The 16,445-nt window shown below is 55.1% G+C and carries 13 protein-coding genes; 9 read left to right on the plus strand and 4 right to left on the minus strand.

What is annotated here, in order from left to right:
• Positions 1-1,144 (plus strand): TRAP transporter large permease (locus tag RT018_RS09080; protein WP_312941216.1); only part of this gene is annotated, 1,144 nt, incomplete at its 5' end.
• 11 nt (positions 1,145-1,155) lie between these two features.
• Complete coding sequence (locus RT018_RS09085) at positions 1,156-1,911, plus strand: SDR family oxidoreductase (RefSeq protein ID WP_312941219.1); 756 nt, start codon at positions 1,156-1,158, stop codon at positions 1,909-1,911.
• 132 nt (positions 1,912-2,043) lie between these two features.
• Here RT018_RS09085 and RT018_RS09090 read toward each other — a convergent pair whose 3' ends face one another.
• The 4 genes from RT018_RS09090 to RT018_RS09105 all read right to left on the minus strand — a co-directional run bounded on the left by RT018_RS09090 (position 2,044) and on the right by RT018_RS09105 (position 7,263).
• Complete coding sequence (locus tag RT018_RS09090; RefSeq protein WP_312941221.1) at positions 2,044-3,033, minus strand: ABC transporter substrate-binding protein; 990 nt, start codon at positions 3,031-3,033, stop codon at positions 2,044-2,046.
• Positions 3,030-4,469 (minus strand): sensor histidine kinase, encoded by a 1,440-nt coding sequence (locus RT018_RS09095; protein ID WP_312941224.1) that lies wholly within the window; start codon positions 4,467-4,469, stop codon positions 3,030-3,032. The genes RT018_RS09090 and RT018_RS09095 overlap by 4 nt, the downstream gene beginning before the upstream one ends.
• On the minus strand, positions 4,466-6,088 hold the full coding sequence (locus RT018_RS09100; protein ID WP_312941225.1) for a response regulator: 1,623 nt from the start codon (positions 6,086-6,088) through the stop codon (positions 4,466-4,468). The genes RT018_RS09095 and RT018_RS09100 overlap by 4 nt, the downstream gene beginning before the upstream one ends.
• A gap of 104 nt (positions 6,089-6,192) precedes the next feature.
• A complete protein-coding gene (locus tag RT018_RS09105; RefSeq protein WP_312941226.1) occupies positions 6,193-7,263 on the minus strand; it encodes a GntR family transcriptional regulator in 1,071 nt (356 codons plus the stop codon).
• 534 nt (positions 7,264-7,797) lie between these two features.
• Between RT018_RS09105 and RT018_RS09110 the strand changes: the two genes are divergently transcribed.
• From RT018_RS09110 to araD, 7 genes are all read left to right on the plus strand, one after another.
• Complete coding sequence (locus RT018_RS09110) at positions 7,798-8,814, plus strand: ABC transporter substrate-binding protein (RefSeq protein ID WP_312941228.1); 1,017 nt, start codon at positions 7,798-7,800, stop codon at positions 8,812-8,814.
• A gap of 132 nt (positions 8,815-8,946) precedes the next feature.
• A complete protein-coding gene (locus tag RT018_RS09115) occupies positions 8,947-10,464 on the plus strand; it encodes a sugar ABC transporter ATP-binding protein (RefSeq protein WP_312941230.1) in 1,518 nt (505 codons plus the stop codon).
• Complete coding sequence (locus RT018_RS09120; protein WP_312941231.1) at positions 10,461-11,582, plus strand: ABC transporter permease; 1,122 nt, start codon at positions 10,461-10,463, stop codon at positions 11,580-11,582. The genes RT018_RS09115 and RT018_RS09120 overlap by 4 nt, the downstream gene beginning before the upstream one ends.
• Position 11,583: 1 nt before the next feature.
• Positions 11,584-12,642, plus strand: coding sequence for an ABC transporter permease subunit (locus RT018_RS09125; protein WP_312941233.1), 1,059 nt, complete (start codon positions 11,584-11,586; stop codon positions 12,640-12,642).
• A gap of 19 nt (positions 12,643-12,661) precedes the next feature.
• Entirely contained in the window at positions 12,662-14,179 is a 1,518-nt protein-coding gene (locus RT018_RS09130; RefSeq protein WP_312941236.1) for an FGGY-family carbohydrate kinase, read from the plus strand.
• Positions 14,180-14,196: 17 nt separating this feature from the next.
• Positions 14,197-15,663: an L-arabinose isomerase gene (gene araA / locus RT018_RS09135; RefSeq protein ID WP_312941238.1), complete on the plus strand. Its 1,467-nt coding sequence runs from the start codon at positions 14,197-14,199 to the stop codon at positions 15,661-15,663.
• 12 nt (positions 15,664-15,675) lie between these two features.
• Positions 15,676-16,371 (plus strand): L-ribulose-5-phosphate 4-epimerase, encoded by a 696-nt coding sequence (gene araD, locus RT018_RS09140; RefSeq protein WP_312941240.1) that lies wholly within the window; start codon positions 15,676-15,678, stop codon positions 16,369-16,371.
• Positions 16,372-16,445 lie beyond the last annotated feature (74 nt).

The following is a 16,445-nucleotide window of genomic DNA, read 5'->3' on the forward strand; positions in this document are numbered from 1 at the left end:
GGTGGCACAGGGCGAGTCTTTTACCTTGCTGGCAGTTCCATTTTTTGTCTCGGTAGGTGTCATCATGAACTACTCGGGCATCGCCACGCGCCTGATGAATGTGGCCGATATGCTCACCGGGCGCATGGTGGGCGGTCTGGCGCAGTCCAACGTGGTTCTCAGTGCGCTAATGGGCGGCGTTTCCGGGTCAGCGAACGCCGATGCGGCCATGCAGTCCAAGATGTTGGTCCCGGAAATGACCAAACGAGGGTACAGCAAGGGCTTTTCTGCCGGAGTCACGGCCGCATCCTCAGTTCTCACTCCCATCATCCCGCCGGGCATCTGCCTGATTCTATACGCCAGCCTAGCTAACGTGTCCGTTGCGAAGATGTTTCTAGCTGGCTACGGCCCGGGCATCTTCCTGATGATTGGACTGATGGTCACGGTGCATTTTGTCTCTAAAAAGAACGGCTATTTGGGAACAAGAACCACAAAGGTGAGGCTGGTGGATGCCTTGCGCATGCTGCGTGAGGCATTTTGGGCATTGATGATTCCGCTGGGAATTATTATGGGCCTGCGGATGGGCGTGTTTACAGCCACCGAGGCCGGTGCGATCTGCATGTTTTACTGCATTTTTGTGGGTGTTTTTATCTATAAAGAGCTGAAAATCAGCATGTTTCCCCAAATAATCAAGGAATGTGTCGTCAGCACGGCGGGTGTGATGCTGATTATCAGCGCGGCAGCCTCTTTTGGAAACTACATGAGCTGGGAGCAGATTCCCACCAAACTCTCCGAGGTTTTGCTGATCATCACAACCAACAAATATGTGATGCTTCTGCTTGTAAATCTGTTTTTGCTGGTGGTGGGAATGTTTTTGGAAGGGACCGCGTCTCTGATTATTCTCACGCCGCTGCTGGTGCCCACCATGGTCGCACTGGGCGTGGACCCAATTCTTTTTGGAATCGTCATGTGTATCAATGTCACGCTGGGCGGTATCACGCCGCCGTTTGGAACGCTGATGTTTTTGACTTGCTCTATTGTTAAAATAGGTATAGACAAATTTTTGAAGGAGTCGTGGATGCTGATTCTTGCCATGCTGATCGGGCTGCTGGCAATTACCTACATTCCGCCCATCACCCTGCTGCTGCCACGGCTGCTGGGGTAAGGAGCAGAGGGATGATGTTTGACTTAACGGGAAAAAAGGCGATTATCACTGGGGCCTCGCGAACAACGGGCCTGTGCTTTACACAAGCCCGTGCCCTGCGGGAGGCTGGGGCAAGCGTTGTACTGCTGGGCGGGTCGCCTAAAAATCTGGAAGCCCTGCGTGCCGGTTTGACGGAGCCGGATTATTTCGTCGTGGATGGCGACCTGACTGACCAAGCCTCAAGGGAGTCCGCTTTTCAAAGGGCGGTTGCGCTACTGGGCGGCTCGCTGGACATTCTGGTCAATGGGGCGGGGACTCAATTTCGCTGCCCTGCGGAGGAATTTCCCGCGGAGCAATGGGAGCGCCTGCTTGCAATCAATCTGTCAGCCATGTTCTATTTGTCGCAGTTGGCGGGGCGGGTGATGCTGGCGAAAGGGTCCGGCAAAATCATCAATATCGCTTCCATGACCTCCTTTTTCGGCGGGCAAAATGTGGTAGCCTATTCTGCCAGCAAAGGCGGAGTCGTTCAGTTAACGAAGGCGCTGTCCAACGAATGGATGCCCCATGGAATCAATGTAAATGCCATTGCGCCGGGGTATATGGAGACGGAGCTGAGCCATGACCTTATGGTCAGCGAGGCGGGTACGCGGATTACCGGGCGCATTCCTGCGGGACGCTGGGGCAGGGCGGAGGATATGAAGGGCGCAACTGTTTTTCTGGCCTCCGCTGCTTCGAATTATCTCTCGGGGAACGTCATTCAGGTGGACGGCGGATTTCTATGTAACTGAGGGGGCATATGGAAGCGGGTGCTGATTAAATCTGGGCAAAAAGCGGAAAGGACAGAGATTCTATCTCTGTCCTTTCCGCTTTTTAAGGGTTCCTTCGGCGTCTTGAATCGATTCCAAAGAAACCTTCTGATTTCAGTATAGCCGCGCGGCAATCAATTCCTCCGTTAGCGTTTCTTTTGTAAAGGAACGTTCTTCAATATAGTGCTCTTTTTCAGGGGTGCCGCCATTCTCCAGAATCCGGATAACGCCCGCTGTCAGTGGGCCCAGAAGGGGATTGCACTCCATCGCCAAAGATATTTTTCCGTTTAGACACTGGGTTAGGCAGTTGCGAGTGGCATCGAAAGAGATGACGGCAATGCCGCCTTCACCGCAGGTGTATCCGGCCTCCTCCAGCGCTTGGATGGCGCCGAAGGTCTCGTTATCATTTTCACAGTAGACCACATCAATTTCGGGGGGGACTTTTTGCTCGGACAGATACTGCGTCACTTCCTCATAGGTCTTGGCCTGCGTAAAATCTCCGTCCAGCTGGGCTTGCAGCGTCCAGTTCGCGTGGTTTTCCAAGGCCTGCTCCAGCGCCGCTGTGCGGCCAATCTGGGCGGTTGAGCCGATTGTGCCCTGAATATGAATGATATTCAGCGTTTCCTTTTTGGCGGCGCGGGCATAGTCCTCCAGCCAGGCCACCGCCTTTTCCCCTTGCTGACGGAAATTGGAGCCTACATGGGCGATAAAAAGCGATTCATCCTCCACGTCCACCATGCGGTCCGCCACAATCACGGGGATGTTAGCTTCCTTGGCCTCCTGAAGTACGGAATCCCATCCGGTTTCCCGCAGGGGCAGCAGCACGATATAGTCCACCTTTTGCTGAATAAATTTGCGGATGGCGGTGATTTGATTTTCCTGCTTTTGCTTGGCGTCCTCAAACAAAAGGCGATAGCCGTCGCTCTCCGTGAAAACACCCTTCATGGATTCAGAGTTGGCCACCCGCCAGTCGGATTCGGCCCCCACCTGAGAGATGCCCACGACAATCAAAGCTTCTTCGGCCGGGGAAGAGGGGGCCTTTCCGGCGCAGCCGGACAGGACCGCTGCCGAAATCAGCGCAGGCAGTATCCATCGCAACTTCATGACGTACGTTCCTCCTGCAAAGAGCGTTTTGGAATCCGAATCGTCACCGTGGTGCCGATTCCTAAACGGCTGGAAAGCGCCAGCCCGTAGCCCGGGCCGAAAAACAGCCGGATGCGCTCGTGCACCGTGGAGAGGCCAAACCCCACGCGCTTGCCCTGGGCCATGGCCTGACGCAACTCTTCCAGCCGCTGGGGAGGGATTCCCACGCCGTCATCCGTCACCTGGAGAACCACGTCGCCGTCCTCCGCCCGGCCCACCACGTAGATGTGGCCCAGCCCCCGCTTCATCTTAATTCCGTGATAGAGAGCATTTTCCACCAGCGGCTGCAACGTGAGCTTTGGAATCAGGAATGCCTCCACCTCCGGAGCAATGTTGACGGTGTAGTGCAGAATATCCTTATAGCGTACCTGCTGGATTTGGAGGTAGCTGCAAACATGGCGCCCCTCCTCCTGCAAGGAGATGACGTCGCGGCCCTTACTCAGGGAATGGCGAAAAAAATCGGAGAGGTTGGAAACCATCTCCACCGCCTCCTGCGGTTTATGCGCTTCAATGAGCCAGATGATGGTATCCATGGTATTGTACAAAAAGTGTGGGTTAATTTGGGATTGAAGCAGCGCCAGCTCCGTTCGTCGCAGAGTGGCCTGCTTTTGCGTATTTTCCCGAATTTGCGCGTTGAGGTGGCTCACCATTTGCTCTACACCCACGCTCAGGGTCTGAATCTCATACATTTCGGACTGCACCGGCGTATACGCATTTAAGTCCCCCGCACTGATGGCTTCCACCCGGTCACATAGACTCACAATCGGCGCCGTAATGGATTGCCCCAGACGGAAGCTTCGGCGAGTGGAAAGCAGCACCAGACCGATGATAAGAACCGTCACAAGCACGACCTCTGCCAGAATCTGATGGGAAAACTGCGATTGCAGGGTGCTCAGGTAAACTGCTTCGTGATAGAGATAGGTGTACATATACTCCTGAATCAGGGAAGTGAGCACATAGACGTTGTTTTCAAGCTGGGCCTGACGTTCGTCATAGCTTTGGATTGTCTCGATCTGGTAAATCTTCTCCTCCAGATTTTCGCACAAGTCCAGCACGCTGGAAATGGCCAAACGGCTTTCCTTCTGCGTGGTGGTGCGCAGCAGATTCCGGGCCAGAAGCTGGGCATCCTCCACTTCTCCGACGGGCAGTCCTTCGGAATATTGGCTTTCAATGACATAGTAGTACATTTTCAGGTCAATGGTTTCCTTGAAATCTTGATTGAATTCCGAAGCGGTGGTCACGTTGTGCAAAAGTCCCTCGTAGTGCCGGTTGTAGGTTGCGAGTAGCCCTAAAATTGCTGCCAAAACCACGATGGCGGGCATGGCGAAGGACACCAGAAGCTGACGCATATTGCTCTGAACGGAAACCGGTTTGTCAGGATTGCCGAACAGCTTCATGTCTTGCCCCTCCCGGCACGATAGTCCCGTGGGGTGCAGCCCTGCGATTTTTTAAAGAGGAAGCTGAAATAGTGGGGGTCCTTATACCCCACTTCAAACGCGATTTCTCCTGAGCGCTTGGTAGTGGAACGCAACAGCTCCCGTGCTTTTTCCATTCGTTTTTCCGTCAGATACTCCGTCAGGGTGCAGCCCATCTCCTGACTGAATACGGCGGAAAGGTAGTTGGGACTGATATTAACCTGCTGAGCCACCCGGTTGAGCGAAAGCTCGTTTTCCGTATAATGCTGGTCCAGATAGCTGACCGCCTGCTGCAAAAGGCCATGGAACTGGCGGTTAGAAGTTTTATCCCGCAGGTCTGCTGCAGCAATTAAAATCTCACTTAGGTATTCTTTCAGCTCCTCCGCTGTGACATTTCGGCCCACCTGCTCCAAACAACCGAGGTTTTCTAAAAATGTCCCCTGTGCACAGCCCAATGCCTGTGCGTACTCCGCGGCGGTAAAACGGGCGCTGAGCATGAGATATTGGCAAAAAGGCTTTGATTCCAGCGCCTCTGCCATGCCGCCCAGATACTCATCCACAAAATTGGGGATTTCCTCCACACCGGCGCTACGCATCACTCCCAGCAAAATGGAGGGGTTGACCTTTGCTGCATCCAGTCGCATCAAATTGCCGTCACCGCCGGTGCCCACAAAAAAGTCCACGGTGTCCTTCGTCAGGACATGCCGCTCCGGCACGATGTGCCGGTACGCCCACAGGCGAGACACCTCTTCAAAGCAGGCGGGCAGCGTGCTCAGCCGCTGGGTGGGCGTTCCCACCGCCACGTACCAGCTTATTTCGCAAGGGCCGGACTCATACCGGCCCTGCACGGTGTCGATGCATCGCCGGATATAGTCGGGCATTCGTGCGGTTTCTCCCTTGAGCAGCACGGCGTAGGTGGTCAGGTTCCAGCGCAGTAGGATATATTCCGGATATTTCAGAAAATGTTCCAACAGCGCGTCCCGAATCTGTGCCCCCGGTTCTGAGTAATGCTCCGTTTCCCCCGGCTTTTCAGGAAGGGTCGAGAAAAACGCAATGGTATAGCACTGGGCACGCAGGTCCAGATCCAGTCGGTCGGCCTGTTCGTAAATCTGCTGGATGGAAAGTTGCCCGGCTACCACCTGCTCGAAAAAGCGGCGGCGGGCATACTGCTCGTATTCCTGTGCCTCCACGTGAAACTGGGTCAGGTAGCCCCCCTGAACCCGCTCGCTCTCAATTTTTTCGCGGATATGCTCCAACACTTCCAAAAGCTTGCTTTTGGTGACGGGCTTAAGTAAAAACTGCTCCACGCCGATGTCGATGGCTTGATGGGCATATTCAAAGTCGTCATAGCCGGAGATAATGATAACCTTTGTTTTTGGCAACTCGCTGAGCACCAGCTTACTCAGGGACAGTCCGTCCATAAAAGGCATCCGGATATCGGTAATCAGCACATCCGGCTTTGTCTGGCGGATCATGGGCAGAGCAAGCTCGCCGTCGCCGGCTTCACCGACGAACGTGTATCCATACTGCCCCCAAGGCACTGTATCCCGCAGAGTCTCCCGGATAATGCTTTCGTCCTCCACTAAAAATACGCGCAGCAAAATGGTCCCTCCCCCAGACGGTCCCCGCCGCCTTTTTTAACAGCATAGCATATCCGACCAAAAACTTCCATCGCGGTTTTAATTACAAAATCCCGCCCGCGAGATTAACTGCTGGCGCGCTCCATCAGTTCCCAGCCCAGCGCATGGGACGAGCCGCCCAGGCCCTGAAACATGTGAATCAACTGCTCGGCGGCGACATGCCCCATTTTGTTGTTCTTGTGGCACAGGGAGGTGATGGGCGTGGAGCCGATCTGACTGTAATAGCTGTTGTCGAAGCTGACGACGGACATATCCTCCGGCACTCTGATTTTCATCGAAAGCAGCACCTGCACCAACAGATAGGCGATTTCATCGTTATAGCAGATGACCGCCGTGGAGGCAGAGGCGTGGGGCTCCAAAAGGTGACGGAGTAACTGTGGATCCCGTTGGTTCAGCAGCACGGTCCGGTCATGGGTATCATACCAGCGAAATCGGTCGTCTCGGATGGGTAGGTCCGCGTCCCGCAGGGCGCAAACCACGCCGTGATAGCGCTGAGGTCCCTGAATATCGTCGCTTTTGAAAATTCCGGCAATGTTTTTATGCCCCTTTCCAATGAGATAGCGGGCAAGCTGATAGCCGCCGCCGTAATTGTCGTCGGAGACACACGGGACGCCCGCCAATTCGGCATAGGCACCATGAAGAAAGACAATTGGGATGTCCGCCTGACGCAGCTTCCGGTACAAATCAATGTTGGGACTGGGCAGGGCGGTTTTCGCACCCTCCACCAAAATTCCCCGCACGGGCTCTAAAAGCAGTTTGCATAGGATTTCCCGCTCCCGCATGACCTCGTTCTCTGTGGAGAATACCAGCGTGGAATAGCCCTCCTGCGCAAAAACGGTCTGCGCGTCATGGAGCACCGTTGGGAAAATGTAGTCGTCCAGAAAGGACGTAATCACCGCAACCTGACGGGACGCGACATCCACCGGCTTTCCGGTGGCATAGATGCCGCTGCCTTGCCGGGTTGCCACCAGACCTTCCTCTACCAAAAGCTGAATCGCGTGCCGAACGGTTTGTCGGCTCATCCGATAACGTCGGGCCAGTTCTGCCTCCGTGGGAAATTTGTAACCACCGGAAATGCCTCCGTGTAGCAGCTCCTCCCGCAGGATACCTGCTAAAACACTGTACTTTGATGCCATTGTATCCACCTCTGTCGCTTTAATCGATCATTTAATTATACCAGAGCTACCACAATATACCTAAAAAATAAAGTTAATTTTTCAACTATTTTCGCAATATGCCCAAAACAAATTCTGAATCTTACCAGCTCCTTGTACAAGAAGTTGGACATGCAGACCATAAAATAATCTACTTTGCGAAAAGAAATTCCCGCCTTTAGGCCGGAAATGGGCAAGTATATATGCTTGTCTCTGCCAAAAAGGTCCTTGCCCGAATCATAGAATAACAAACAAATGAACTGTCTTACCGTAAAATATTAAACAATTATTTAGCAAAAAGCAATTGAATTTCAAAACTTGTATTTTGATTTTAAATTTTTGTAAAATTTGTTTTGTTTATGCATACAAATGTAGTGAAATAGCACAAGCGCATATTGACTTTATGACCAGAATCAGGTTTAATGCAGACAAGAAAGCCTGACGGAGGAAGGAAGTACTTCCGGATGACGGTTTTCGTACCACACGAAACGCGATGAATGAAAGTGAGGATGAAACATGAAAAAGTTGCTTAGTCTTGCATTGTCTCTTTGCATGGTGCTCGCTCTGGCCGCCTGTGGCGGCAACGGTAGCACTCCTGCCGGGAGCGCCGGTTCCGCCGGCAGCGCCTCCGTCGCCCCCGAGGGCGGCAGCGACCTGATCAAAGTCGGTATCATTAACAACGACCCCAACGAATCCGGCTATCGCACCGCCAATGATAAGGATATGAAGGCCACCTTTACGGAGGCCAACGGTTACGAGGCTTCTTTTGCGTACAGCCTGAAAAATGACGAGCAGATTGCCGCCGCCCAGAAGTTTATTCAGGACGAGGTGGATTATCTGCTGATCTCTGCGGCAGGCACCTCCGGCTGGGATTCCGTCCTGCAGGATGCGCAGACCGCCGGCATTCAGGTCATTTTGTTCGACCGCACCATTGACGCGGACGAGAGCCTGTATGTGGCCTCGATTGTCTCCGATATGGCCAAGGAAGGCCAGACCGCCGTGGATTGGCTGGCAGGCCAGAAGTTGGATACATATAATGTCATTCATATTCAGGGCGTGATGGGCTCCGCCGCGCAGATTGGCCGTACCGGCGCGTTGGACGCGATGGTGTCCGCCAATGACAACTGGAACATGATTACCCAGCAGACCGCAGAGTGGAATGCGGAAACCGCACAGCAGATCGTGCAGTCTGTCATCGACTCCGGCAAGTCTTTCAACGTCATTTATGCTGAGAACGACGACATGGCCAAGGGCGCCGTGGCTGCGCTGGACAAGGCAAACATTTCTCACGGTGTGAACGGCGACGTGATCGTCATGGGCTTTGACTGCAACAAGTGGGCCCTTGAAGAGCTGCTGGCCGGCAACTGGAACTATGACGGACAGTGCAACCCGTTCCAGGCCTCCTACATCAACGACATCATCCATGAGCTGGAGAAGGGCAATGCCCCTGCCGAGAAGGTTGTCATCATGGACGAGAAGGGCTTTGACGCCTCCACCATCACCCAGGCCGACGTGGATACCTACGGTATCTAAGATCCGGCAGCGTTCAATCTCAAATAAACCGGGGCGCGCGGTACGGCATATTTGGATGCTTGATCCTTGTATCCGCGCCGCGCGCCCCTTTTATTTTTAAGTATCTCATCCTTGACTGGAGGCGAAGAAGCTATGCAAGAGGGCGCCGTATTGGAACTGCGCGGTATTTGCAAGAATTTTCCGGGCGTACGCGCCCTGCAGGATGTGGACTTTACCTTGCGCGAGGGAGAAATCCATGCTCTGATGGGTGAAAACGGCGCGGGAAAATCCACATTGATTAAGGTTCTCACGGGTGTGTACCCGAAGGACGAGGGAACCATCTACATACGGGGTTACGACGGCCCCGCCGTCATCAAATCCCCACAGGACGCGCAGGAAATGGGCATTAGCACGGTCTATCAGGAAATTACGCTCTGTCCCAATCTGACCGTGGCGGAGAACATGTACATCGGGCGGACAAAGGGTTCGCTGACGAACTGGAAAAAGATCAACCGGGACGCAGGGGAGCTTCTGAACACGCTGGGTATCCCCGCCAGCCCCACACAGCAGCTTGCAAGCTGCTCTATTGCCGTGCAGCAGATGGTTGCCATCGCCCGTGCAGTGGATATGGAATGCAAGGTGCTGATTTTGGACGAACCCACCTCCTCTCTTGACGAGCAGGAGGTCGCCAAGCTATTTAATCTGATGATAAACTTGAAATCCAAGGGTGTGGGAATTGTCTTCGTCACCCACTTTTTGGATCAGGTATACGAGGTCTGCGACCGCATCACCGTCCTGCGGGACGGACAGTTGGTCGGAGAATATGTCATAGAGGACCTGCCCAGAGTCCTGCTGGTTTCCAAAATGCTGGGCAAGGAGCTGGACGATCTGGACGGCGTTGACAAAGTGGGGGCGCAGGTCGCGTTCGACGCGGATGGCGTCTGCGTGATGGAAGCTTGCCAGCTTGCCAGCACAGCCGGAATCAAACCCTTTGATTTCTCCATTCAAAAGGGCGAGGTCAACGGGTTTACGGGCCTGTTGGGCTCCGGCCGCAGTGAATGCGTCCGGGCGCTGTTCGGCGCGGACCGGGCAATTGGTGGCATCCTTTCCATGAACGGGAAAAAAGTGCGGATTTCAAAGCCGCTGGATGCCATGAAGCACGGCATCGGTTATCTGCCTGAGGACCGCAAACAGGACGGCATCGTGGGCGATTTGTCCGTTCGGGAGAACATTATTCTGGCCCTTCAGGTGATGAAGGGATTTTTCCGCCCGTTTACCCGGGCGCAGGCGGAGGCGTTTGCCGAAGAGTACATTAAGCTGCTGGACATTAAAACTGCCTCTGCCGATACGCCGGTCAAGTCCCTTTCTGGCGGAAATCAGCAAAAGGTCATTTTGGCGCGCTGGCTGCTGACCAATCCGGTGTTCTTGATTCTTGACGAGCCTACCCGGGGCATTGATATCGGCACCAAGCTGGAGATTCAAAAGCTTGTGCTGAAGCTGGCGGCGCAGGGCAAGAGCATCACGTTCATCTCCTCGGAAATCGACGAGATGCTGCGCACCTGCTCCCGCCTGATCGTGATGCGAGACCGCAAGGTGGTGGGCGAACTGTCCGGGGATGACCTGACACAGAACAAGATCATGACGACCATCGCCGGAGGTGAAAATCCATGACAACATCCACAAAAACACCCGTTCAGGCACCGCCGCAGCGTGTGAAATCGGGCTCACTGCTTTCCCGCCTGACTCGTCACCAAATCTTTATTCCCATTGCGGCACTGCTGATTCTGGTGGTATTCAATTTGATTGCCGATCCATCCTTTTTTGCCATTGCGCTGGACCACAACAGCGCGGGGAATCCGGTTTTGTCCGGTTATCTCATCACGATTTTAGACAATGCCTCCGAACTGGTAATCCTCGCCATCGGCATGACGCTGGTGACCGCAGCCTCCGGAGGACAGGACATCAGCGTGGGCGCAGCCATTGCCATTGGCGGTAGCGTTGTTTTGCGGGTGCTGTGCGGGACGGACTCCCGCCCGGAAATGCTTCACGCTCCCATTATCGTGGCCTTTCTGGTGTGCTGCCTTGCATCTATGCTTTTCGGTGCCTTCAACGGGGTACTGGTGGCCTACTTTAAGATTCAGCCCATGGTGGCAACGCTGATTTTGTTTACGGCGGGACGTTCCATCGCCGCATGGATCAACAACAACGAGCTGCCCATTATCAGCGATGCGACCTTCGGCTATTTCGGCAACTTTATTCCCGGTATTCCAATCCCTACGCCGGTCTTTATTGCCGTCGCCTGCATGATTGTCATTGCAGCTATGCTGAAATTTACAAATTTGGGGCTTTATACCCAGGTTGTGGGGATCAACGCCCATTCCTCCCGGCTCAACGGCATTGACCCCGCCTTCATCAAGTTTATCACCTATGTGATTATGGGACTTTGCGTGGCGGTGGCGGGTTTTATCAAAGTCAGTCGCTTTTCCACCATAAACTACTCCGTTGTGGCCAAGGATATCGAGATGGACGCGATTTTGGCGGTGGCTTTGGGTGGCAGCGCCCTCAGTGGCGGCAAGTTCAACATGACTGCTTCGATTCTGGGTGCGTACGTGATTCAGTTTCTCACCACCACGCTGTTCAAGTTCAACGTGGTGTCCAGTGCGCTGCCGGCGTATAAAGCCGTGGTGGTTATCCTGCTGGTGGTGTTGAGTGCCCCTGTGGTCCGGGAGCGGCTGGGGATTTTTTCCAAGAAATTCTCGCCTGTCAAACCGGCAAAGGAGGTGGGTTGATATGCCGACCGCAAACATTGTGACGGTGGGGAAGACACCCCGGCTGAAAAGCCACGGAGGCATTTCCGACACGAACCTGCTTTTGATGATCACCATCTCCGTATTCATCGCCATGTACATCTGCGCGATTTTGTTTCTGGGCTCCGGCTTTTTGAAACCCCAGACCTTTTTCAACATTCTTAACGAAAATGCCAGCCTGATTATTCTCTCCTGCGGCATGAGCATCGTCATGATCACCGGGGGCATCGACATCTCCGTGGGTACGCTGACGGCGCTGGTGTGCATGAGCTGCGCCGTCCATTTGGACTATCAGGGCGGCAGCGTGCTCACGTCGCTTCTGCTGGCGCTGGGTATCGGGCTGGCGTTTGGGGTTGTTCAGGGCTTTTTAATTGCCTATCTGGAGATTCAGCCCTTTATCGTCACTCTGGCGGGCATGTTTTTCGCCAAGGGGATGACCACCATCGTCAATGCTACCCAGTTCAATGTGGAAAATGAAGCGTTTCGGGCGCTGAAGGCCATCCGGCTCTATGTGCCGGGGATGGGTTCCGTCAACAAGCTGGGCGCTTACGTGCCCGCGTATGTGGAGATTGGCGTGGTGGTGGCAGTGGTCACGGCAATCCTGCTGTTCTGCCTGCTACGCTGGACCAGACTGGGCCGCAATTTTTACGCCGTGGGCGGCAACACCCAAAGCGCCAACATGTTGGGCATCAACGTCAAGCGCACCAAGTTCATGGCTTACCTACTTTGCGGATTGCTGGCGGGCATCGGCGGCTTTGTGTACTTCCTCCATGTTGGTTCCGGCTCGCCCTCCCACGCCAGCGGCGCGGAAATGAACGCCATTGCTTCCTCTATCATCGGCGGCACCATGTTGACCGGCGGCGTGGGCAACATTGCGGGCACGTTTTTCGGGGTGCTGTCTCTGAGTACCATCAAGAATATCGTTTCCTCATTGGGACTAGATGAAGCGTGGTGGACCAACATTACCGTGGCTGCCATGATCTGCCTGTTCTTGGTGATTCAAAGCGTGGTTCTCCTGCGGAAAAACAAGAGCAAGCAGTAAGCGGAAGGAGCTTGTGCGTATGAACACATTTCTTGGCATCGAGCTGGGTTCCACCCGCATTAAAGCGGTGTCCGTGAACACGGCCTGCGTCCCCGTCTTTTCTGGGGATTACACATGGAAAAGCCGCTATGAAAACGGCGTCTGGACGTATCCGCTGGAGGAAGTCTGGACAGGACTGAAGGCGGCGCTGGGGGGCATTCAGGACCGTCGTCAGGTGCAAGCCATGGGCGTATCTGCCATGATGCACGGTTATTTGGCCTTTGACCGAAACTGGAAGTTACTCACGCCCTTCCGCACATGGCAGAACACCATGACTGCGCAGGCGGCAGAGGAGCTGACGGCACTTTTTGACTTTAATATTCCCCAGCGCTGGAGCATCGCGCATTTGTATCAAGCTGTATTGCACAAGGAACCCCATGTGGAGCAGATTGCCCACATCACCACTCTGGCCGGATATGTCCATTTTATGCTCACCGGCGTCAATGCCGTGGGAATCGGTGAGGCCAGCGGACTGTTTCCCATCGACAGCGCCAATCTCGATTACAACGAAGGAATGCTTCAAAAATTTGAAGCGCTGACGGCCGAACAGCCATGGAACATCCGTGACTTGCTGCCCCGCGTGCTGCCCGCCGGCGTGCCGGCAGGCGAGCTGACCGAGGAGGGCGCCCGCCTGTTGGACGGATTGCTTCCTCTGGGGATTCCGTTTGCCCCTCCCGAAGGGGACGCGGGCACCGGTATGACGGCTACCAACGCCGTAGCGCCCCGTACCGGCAATGTCTCCGCCGGTACGTCTATATTCTCTATGGTGGTTTTGGAAAAGCCGCTTTCCAAGGTTTATCCAGAGATCGATATGGTCACCACCCCAGCAGGCGCGCCCGTGGCCATGGTCCATTGCAACAACTGCACGGGCGACATGAACGCGTGGGCAGGTATATTGGGGGAGACGGCGGAGCTTTTTGGTACGTCGGTTTCCACAGGCGAGCTTTTTACCAAGCTCTATCAGAAGAGTTTGGAAGGGGACCCGGACTGCGGCGGTGTGCTGACTTACAACTATCTGGCGGGAGAGGGCGTCACCCATCTGGACGCAGGGCGGCCCTTGGTGGTCCGCAGCCCGGACAGTTCCTTCACGTTAGCAAACTTTCTCCGCTCTCAACTTTACGCCACCATGGCCACGCTGAAAATCGGCATGGACATTCTGGCGTCTGAGGGCGTGATGATCGACACCTTGACGGGACATGGAGGCCTTTTTAAGACCCCGGTGGTAGGACAGCGCTATTTGGCTGCCGCCAGCAACGCCCCCGTCACCTGTATGGAAACCGCTGGGGAGGGCGGACCTTACGGGATGGCACTGCTGGCGGCCTATCTCCATAACGGGCAGGGACGAACGCTGGTGGACTTTTTGGCCCGGGATGTTTTTGCGGGAATCCCCGGCTCCGTTCAGAGGCCCGACGAGGAGGACATCGTTGGCTTTCGCACCTATCTCGAGCGTTTTCGCGTGGGCCTTGCAGTAGAGCGCACCGCGGTGGACCATTTATAAAAGGAGAACATAACACGATGAAACAATATCAATTTTGGTTTGTGGTGGGCAGCCAGTTTCTGTACGGCCCTCAGGTTTTGAAAACGGTGGATGCCCGTGCCGCCGAAATGGCGGCGGAGCTGAGCCGGGTGCTGCCGTACCCGCTGGTTTACAAACTGACCGCAAAAACCAACCGGGAAATTACTGACGTGGTTAAAGAGGCCAACTACGACGACCGCTGTGCGGGCGTCATCACGTGGTGCCACACTTTCAGTCCCTCAAAAATGTGGATTAACGGCTTTGTAGACCTGCAAAAGCCTTATTGCCATTTTGCTACCCAGTACAACCGGGAGATTCCCAATGAAGAAATCGACATGGACTTTATGAACCTGAATCAGGCCGCCCACGGCGACCGGGAGCACGGCTACATTGCCGCTCGGCTGCGCATGCCTCGGAAGGTAATTGCAGGGCACTGGCAGGACGAAGCAGTGCGGGAACGGATGGGAAGCTGGATGAAGTCCGCCGTGGGCGTTGCCGTCTCCAAGGGACTGAAGGTGATGCGCTTTGGGGACAACATGCGGGAAGTGGCTGTCACCGAGGGCGACAAGGTGGAAGTGCAGGCAAAGCTTGGCTGGCAGGTGAATACTTGGGCCGTGGGCGATCTTGTTCAGGTGATGAGCGCTGTCACTGAGGAGGAGATCGACGCGCTGATGGCCGTTTATGAAAACCAGTACACCATGGCTACGGACAACGTCGATCTTGTGCGCTATCAGGCACGAGAGGAAATTGCCATCCGGAAAATGATGGACGTGGAGGGCTGCACGGCCTTTTCCAACACATTTCAGGACCTTTACGGTATGGAACAGCTTCCGGGCCTTGCCTCTCAGCACTTAATGGCTCAGGGCTATGGCTACGGCGGCGAGGGCGACTGGAAGGTGGCCGCCATGACCGCCATTTTGAAGGCCATGGGCGAAAACGGAAACGGCGCGTCTTTGTTCATGGAGGATTATACCTACCATCTGGTGGAGGGGCAGGAATACAGTCTGGGTGCCCATATGCTGGAAGTCTGCCCCTGCTGTGCCGCGGAGAAGCCCCGCATTGAAACGCACCATCTTGGCATCGGCATGAACGAGAAGGACCCCGCCCGGCTGGTCTTTGAAGGCAAGGCAGGGGATGCCATTGTGGTCAGCCTTGTGGACATGGGAGGCCGTCTGCGCCTGATTTGTCAGGATATCCACTGCGTCAAGCCGATTCTGCCCATGCCCAATCTGCCGGTGGCCCGAGTCATGTGGCAGGCGGAGCCGTCGCTTACCACCGGCGTGGAGTGCTGGATTACCGCCGGGGGAGCACACCACACGGTGCTCAGCTATGACGTGACTGCCGGGCAGATGAAGGACTGGTGCGCCATGATGGACATTGAATTTGTCCACATCGGCAAGGACACCACGGTGGAGCGGCTGGAACAAGATCTGTTCCTCAGTGATCTGGCCTGGAAGTTGAAGTAAGGAGCTGAAAAAATGCTGGAAACACTGAAACAGCAGGTGCTGGAGGCCAACCTCCTCCTGCCGGAACACCATTTGGTGACGTTCACTTGGGGTAATGTCTCCGGCATCGTCCGGAGCCGGGGCCTGATGGTCATCAAACCCTCCGGCGTGGAGTACGACGAGATGAAAGCGGAGGACATGGTGGTTGTGGATCTGGAAGGGAACCGGGTGGAGGGCCGCTATAAGCCTTCCAGCGACACGGACACCCATCTGGTGCTGTATAAAGCGTTCCCCGATCTGGGGGGAATTGTCCACACCCACAGCCGCTGGGCCACCAGCTTTGCGCAGGCCGGCCGGGGCGTTCCCGCCCTTGGGACTACGCAGGGGGACTATTTCTATGGAGAAGTCCCTTGCACGCGGAAGATGACCGAGCGCGAGATTGCGGGGCAGTACGAATTGGAAACCGGCAATGTCATCGTGGAAACCTTCCAAAGTCGGGGGATCGACCCCACGCAGGTCCCCGCTGCGCTGGTCCACAGCCACGGGCCATTTGTCTGGGGGACCGACCCCTTCAACGCGGTGCACAATGCGGTGGTGCTGGAGGAGTGCGCGTTTATGGACTTCCACGCCATGGCCCTCACCCCCGGCCTTGCCCCCATGCAGCAGGAGCTGCTGGATAAGCACTATTTACGCAAGCACGGCAAAAATGCCTACTACGGACAGGGCTGAAAAGAGGATGGCGATGGATGCACCAATGAAACAGCATTTCGGAAAAATGCCGGACGGCACGGCGGTGGAGCAGT

It is taken from the genome of Oscillibacter sp. (assembly GCF_032060045.1).
In the GTDB taxonomy this organism is placed as follows: domain Bacteria; phylum Bacillota; class Clostridia; order Oscillospirales; family Oscillospiraceae; genus Oscillibacter.

What these genes read in the sequence shown, in the direction of transcription:
- RT018_RS09085 (WP_312941219.1), top strand. Translation starts at nt 1,156, where the DNA reads ATGATGTTTGACTTAACGGGAAAAAAGGCGATTATCACTGGGGCCTCG.
- RT018_RS09090 (WP_312941221.1), bottom strand. Translation starts at nt 3,033, where the DNA reads ATGAAGTTGCGATGGATACTGCCTGCGCTGATTTCGGCAGCGGTCCTG.
- RT018_RS09095 (WP_312941224.1), bottom strand. Translation starts at nt 4,469, where the DNA reads ATGAAGCTGTTCGGCAATCCTGACAAACCGGTTTCCGTTCAGAGCAAT.
- RT018_RS09105 (WP_312941226.1), bottom strand. Translation starts at nt 7,263, where the DNA reads ATGGCATCAAAGTACAGTGTTTTAGCAGGTATCCTGCGGGAGGAGCTG.
- RT018_RS09110 (WP_312941228.1), top strand. Translation starts at nt 7,798, where the DNA reads ATGAAAAAGTTGCTTAGTCTTGCATTGTCTCTTTGCATGGTGCTCGCT.
- RT018_RS09115 (WP_312941230.1), top strand. Translation starts at nt 8,947, where the DNA reads ATGCAAGAGGGCGCCGTATTGGAACTGCGCGGTATTTGCAAGAATTTT.
- RT018_RS09120 (WP_312941231.1), top strand. Translation starts at nt 10,461, where the DNA reads ATGACAACATCCACAAAAACACCCGTTCAGGCACCGCCGCAGCGTGTG.
- RT018_RS09125 (WP_312941233.1), top strand. Translation starts at nt 11,584, where the DNA reads ATGCCGACCGCAAACATTGTGACGGTGGGGAAGACACCCCGGCTGAAA.
- RT018_RS09130 (WP_312941236.1), top strand. Translation starts at nt 12,662, where the DNA reads ATGAACACATTTCTTGGCATCGAGCTGGGTTCCACCCGCATTAAAGCG.
- araA (WP_312941238.1), top strand. Translation starts at nt 14,197, where the DNA reads ATGAAACAATATCAATTTTGGTTTGTGGTGGGCAGCCAGTTTCTGTAC.
- araD (WP_312941240.1), top strand. Translation starts at nt 15,676, where the DNA reads ATGCTGGAAACACTGAAACAGCAGGTGCTGGAGGCCAACCTCCTCCTG.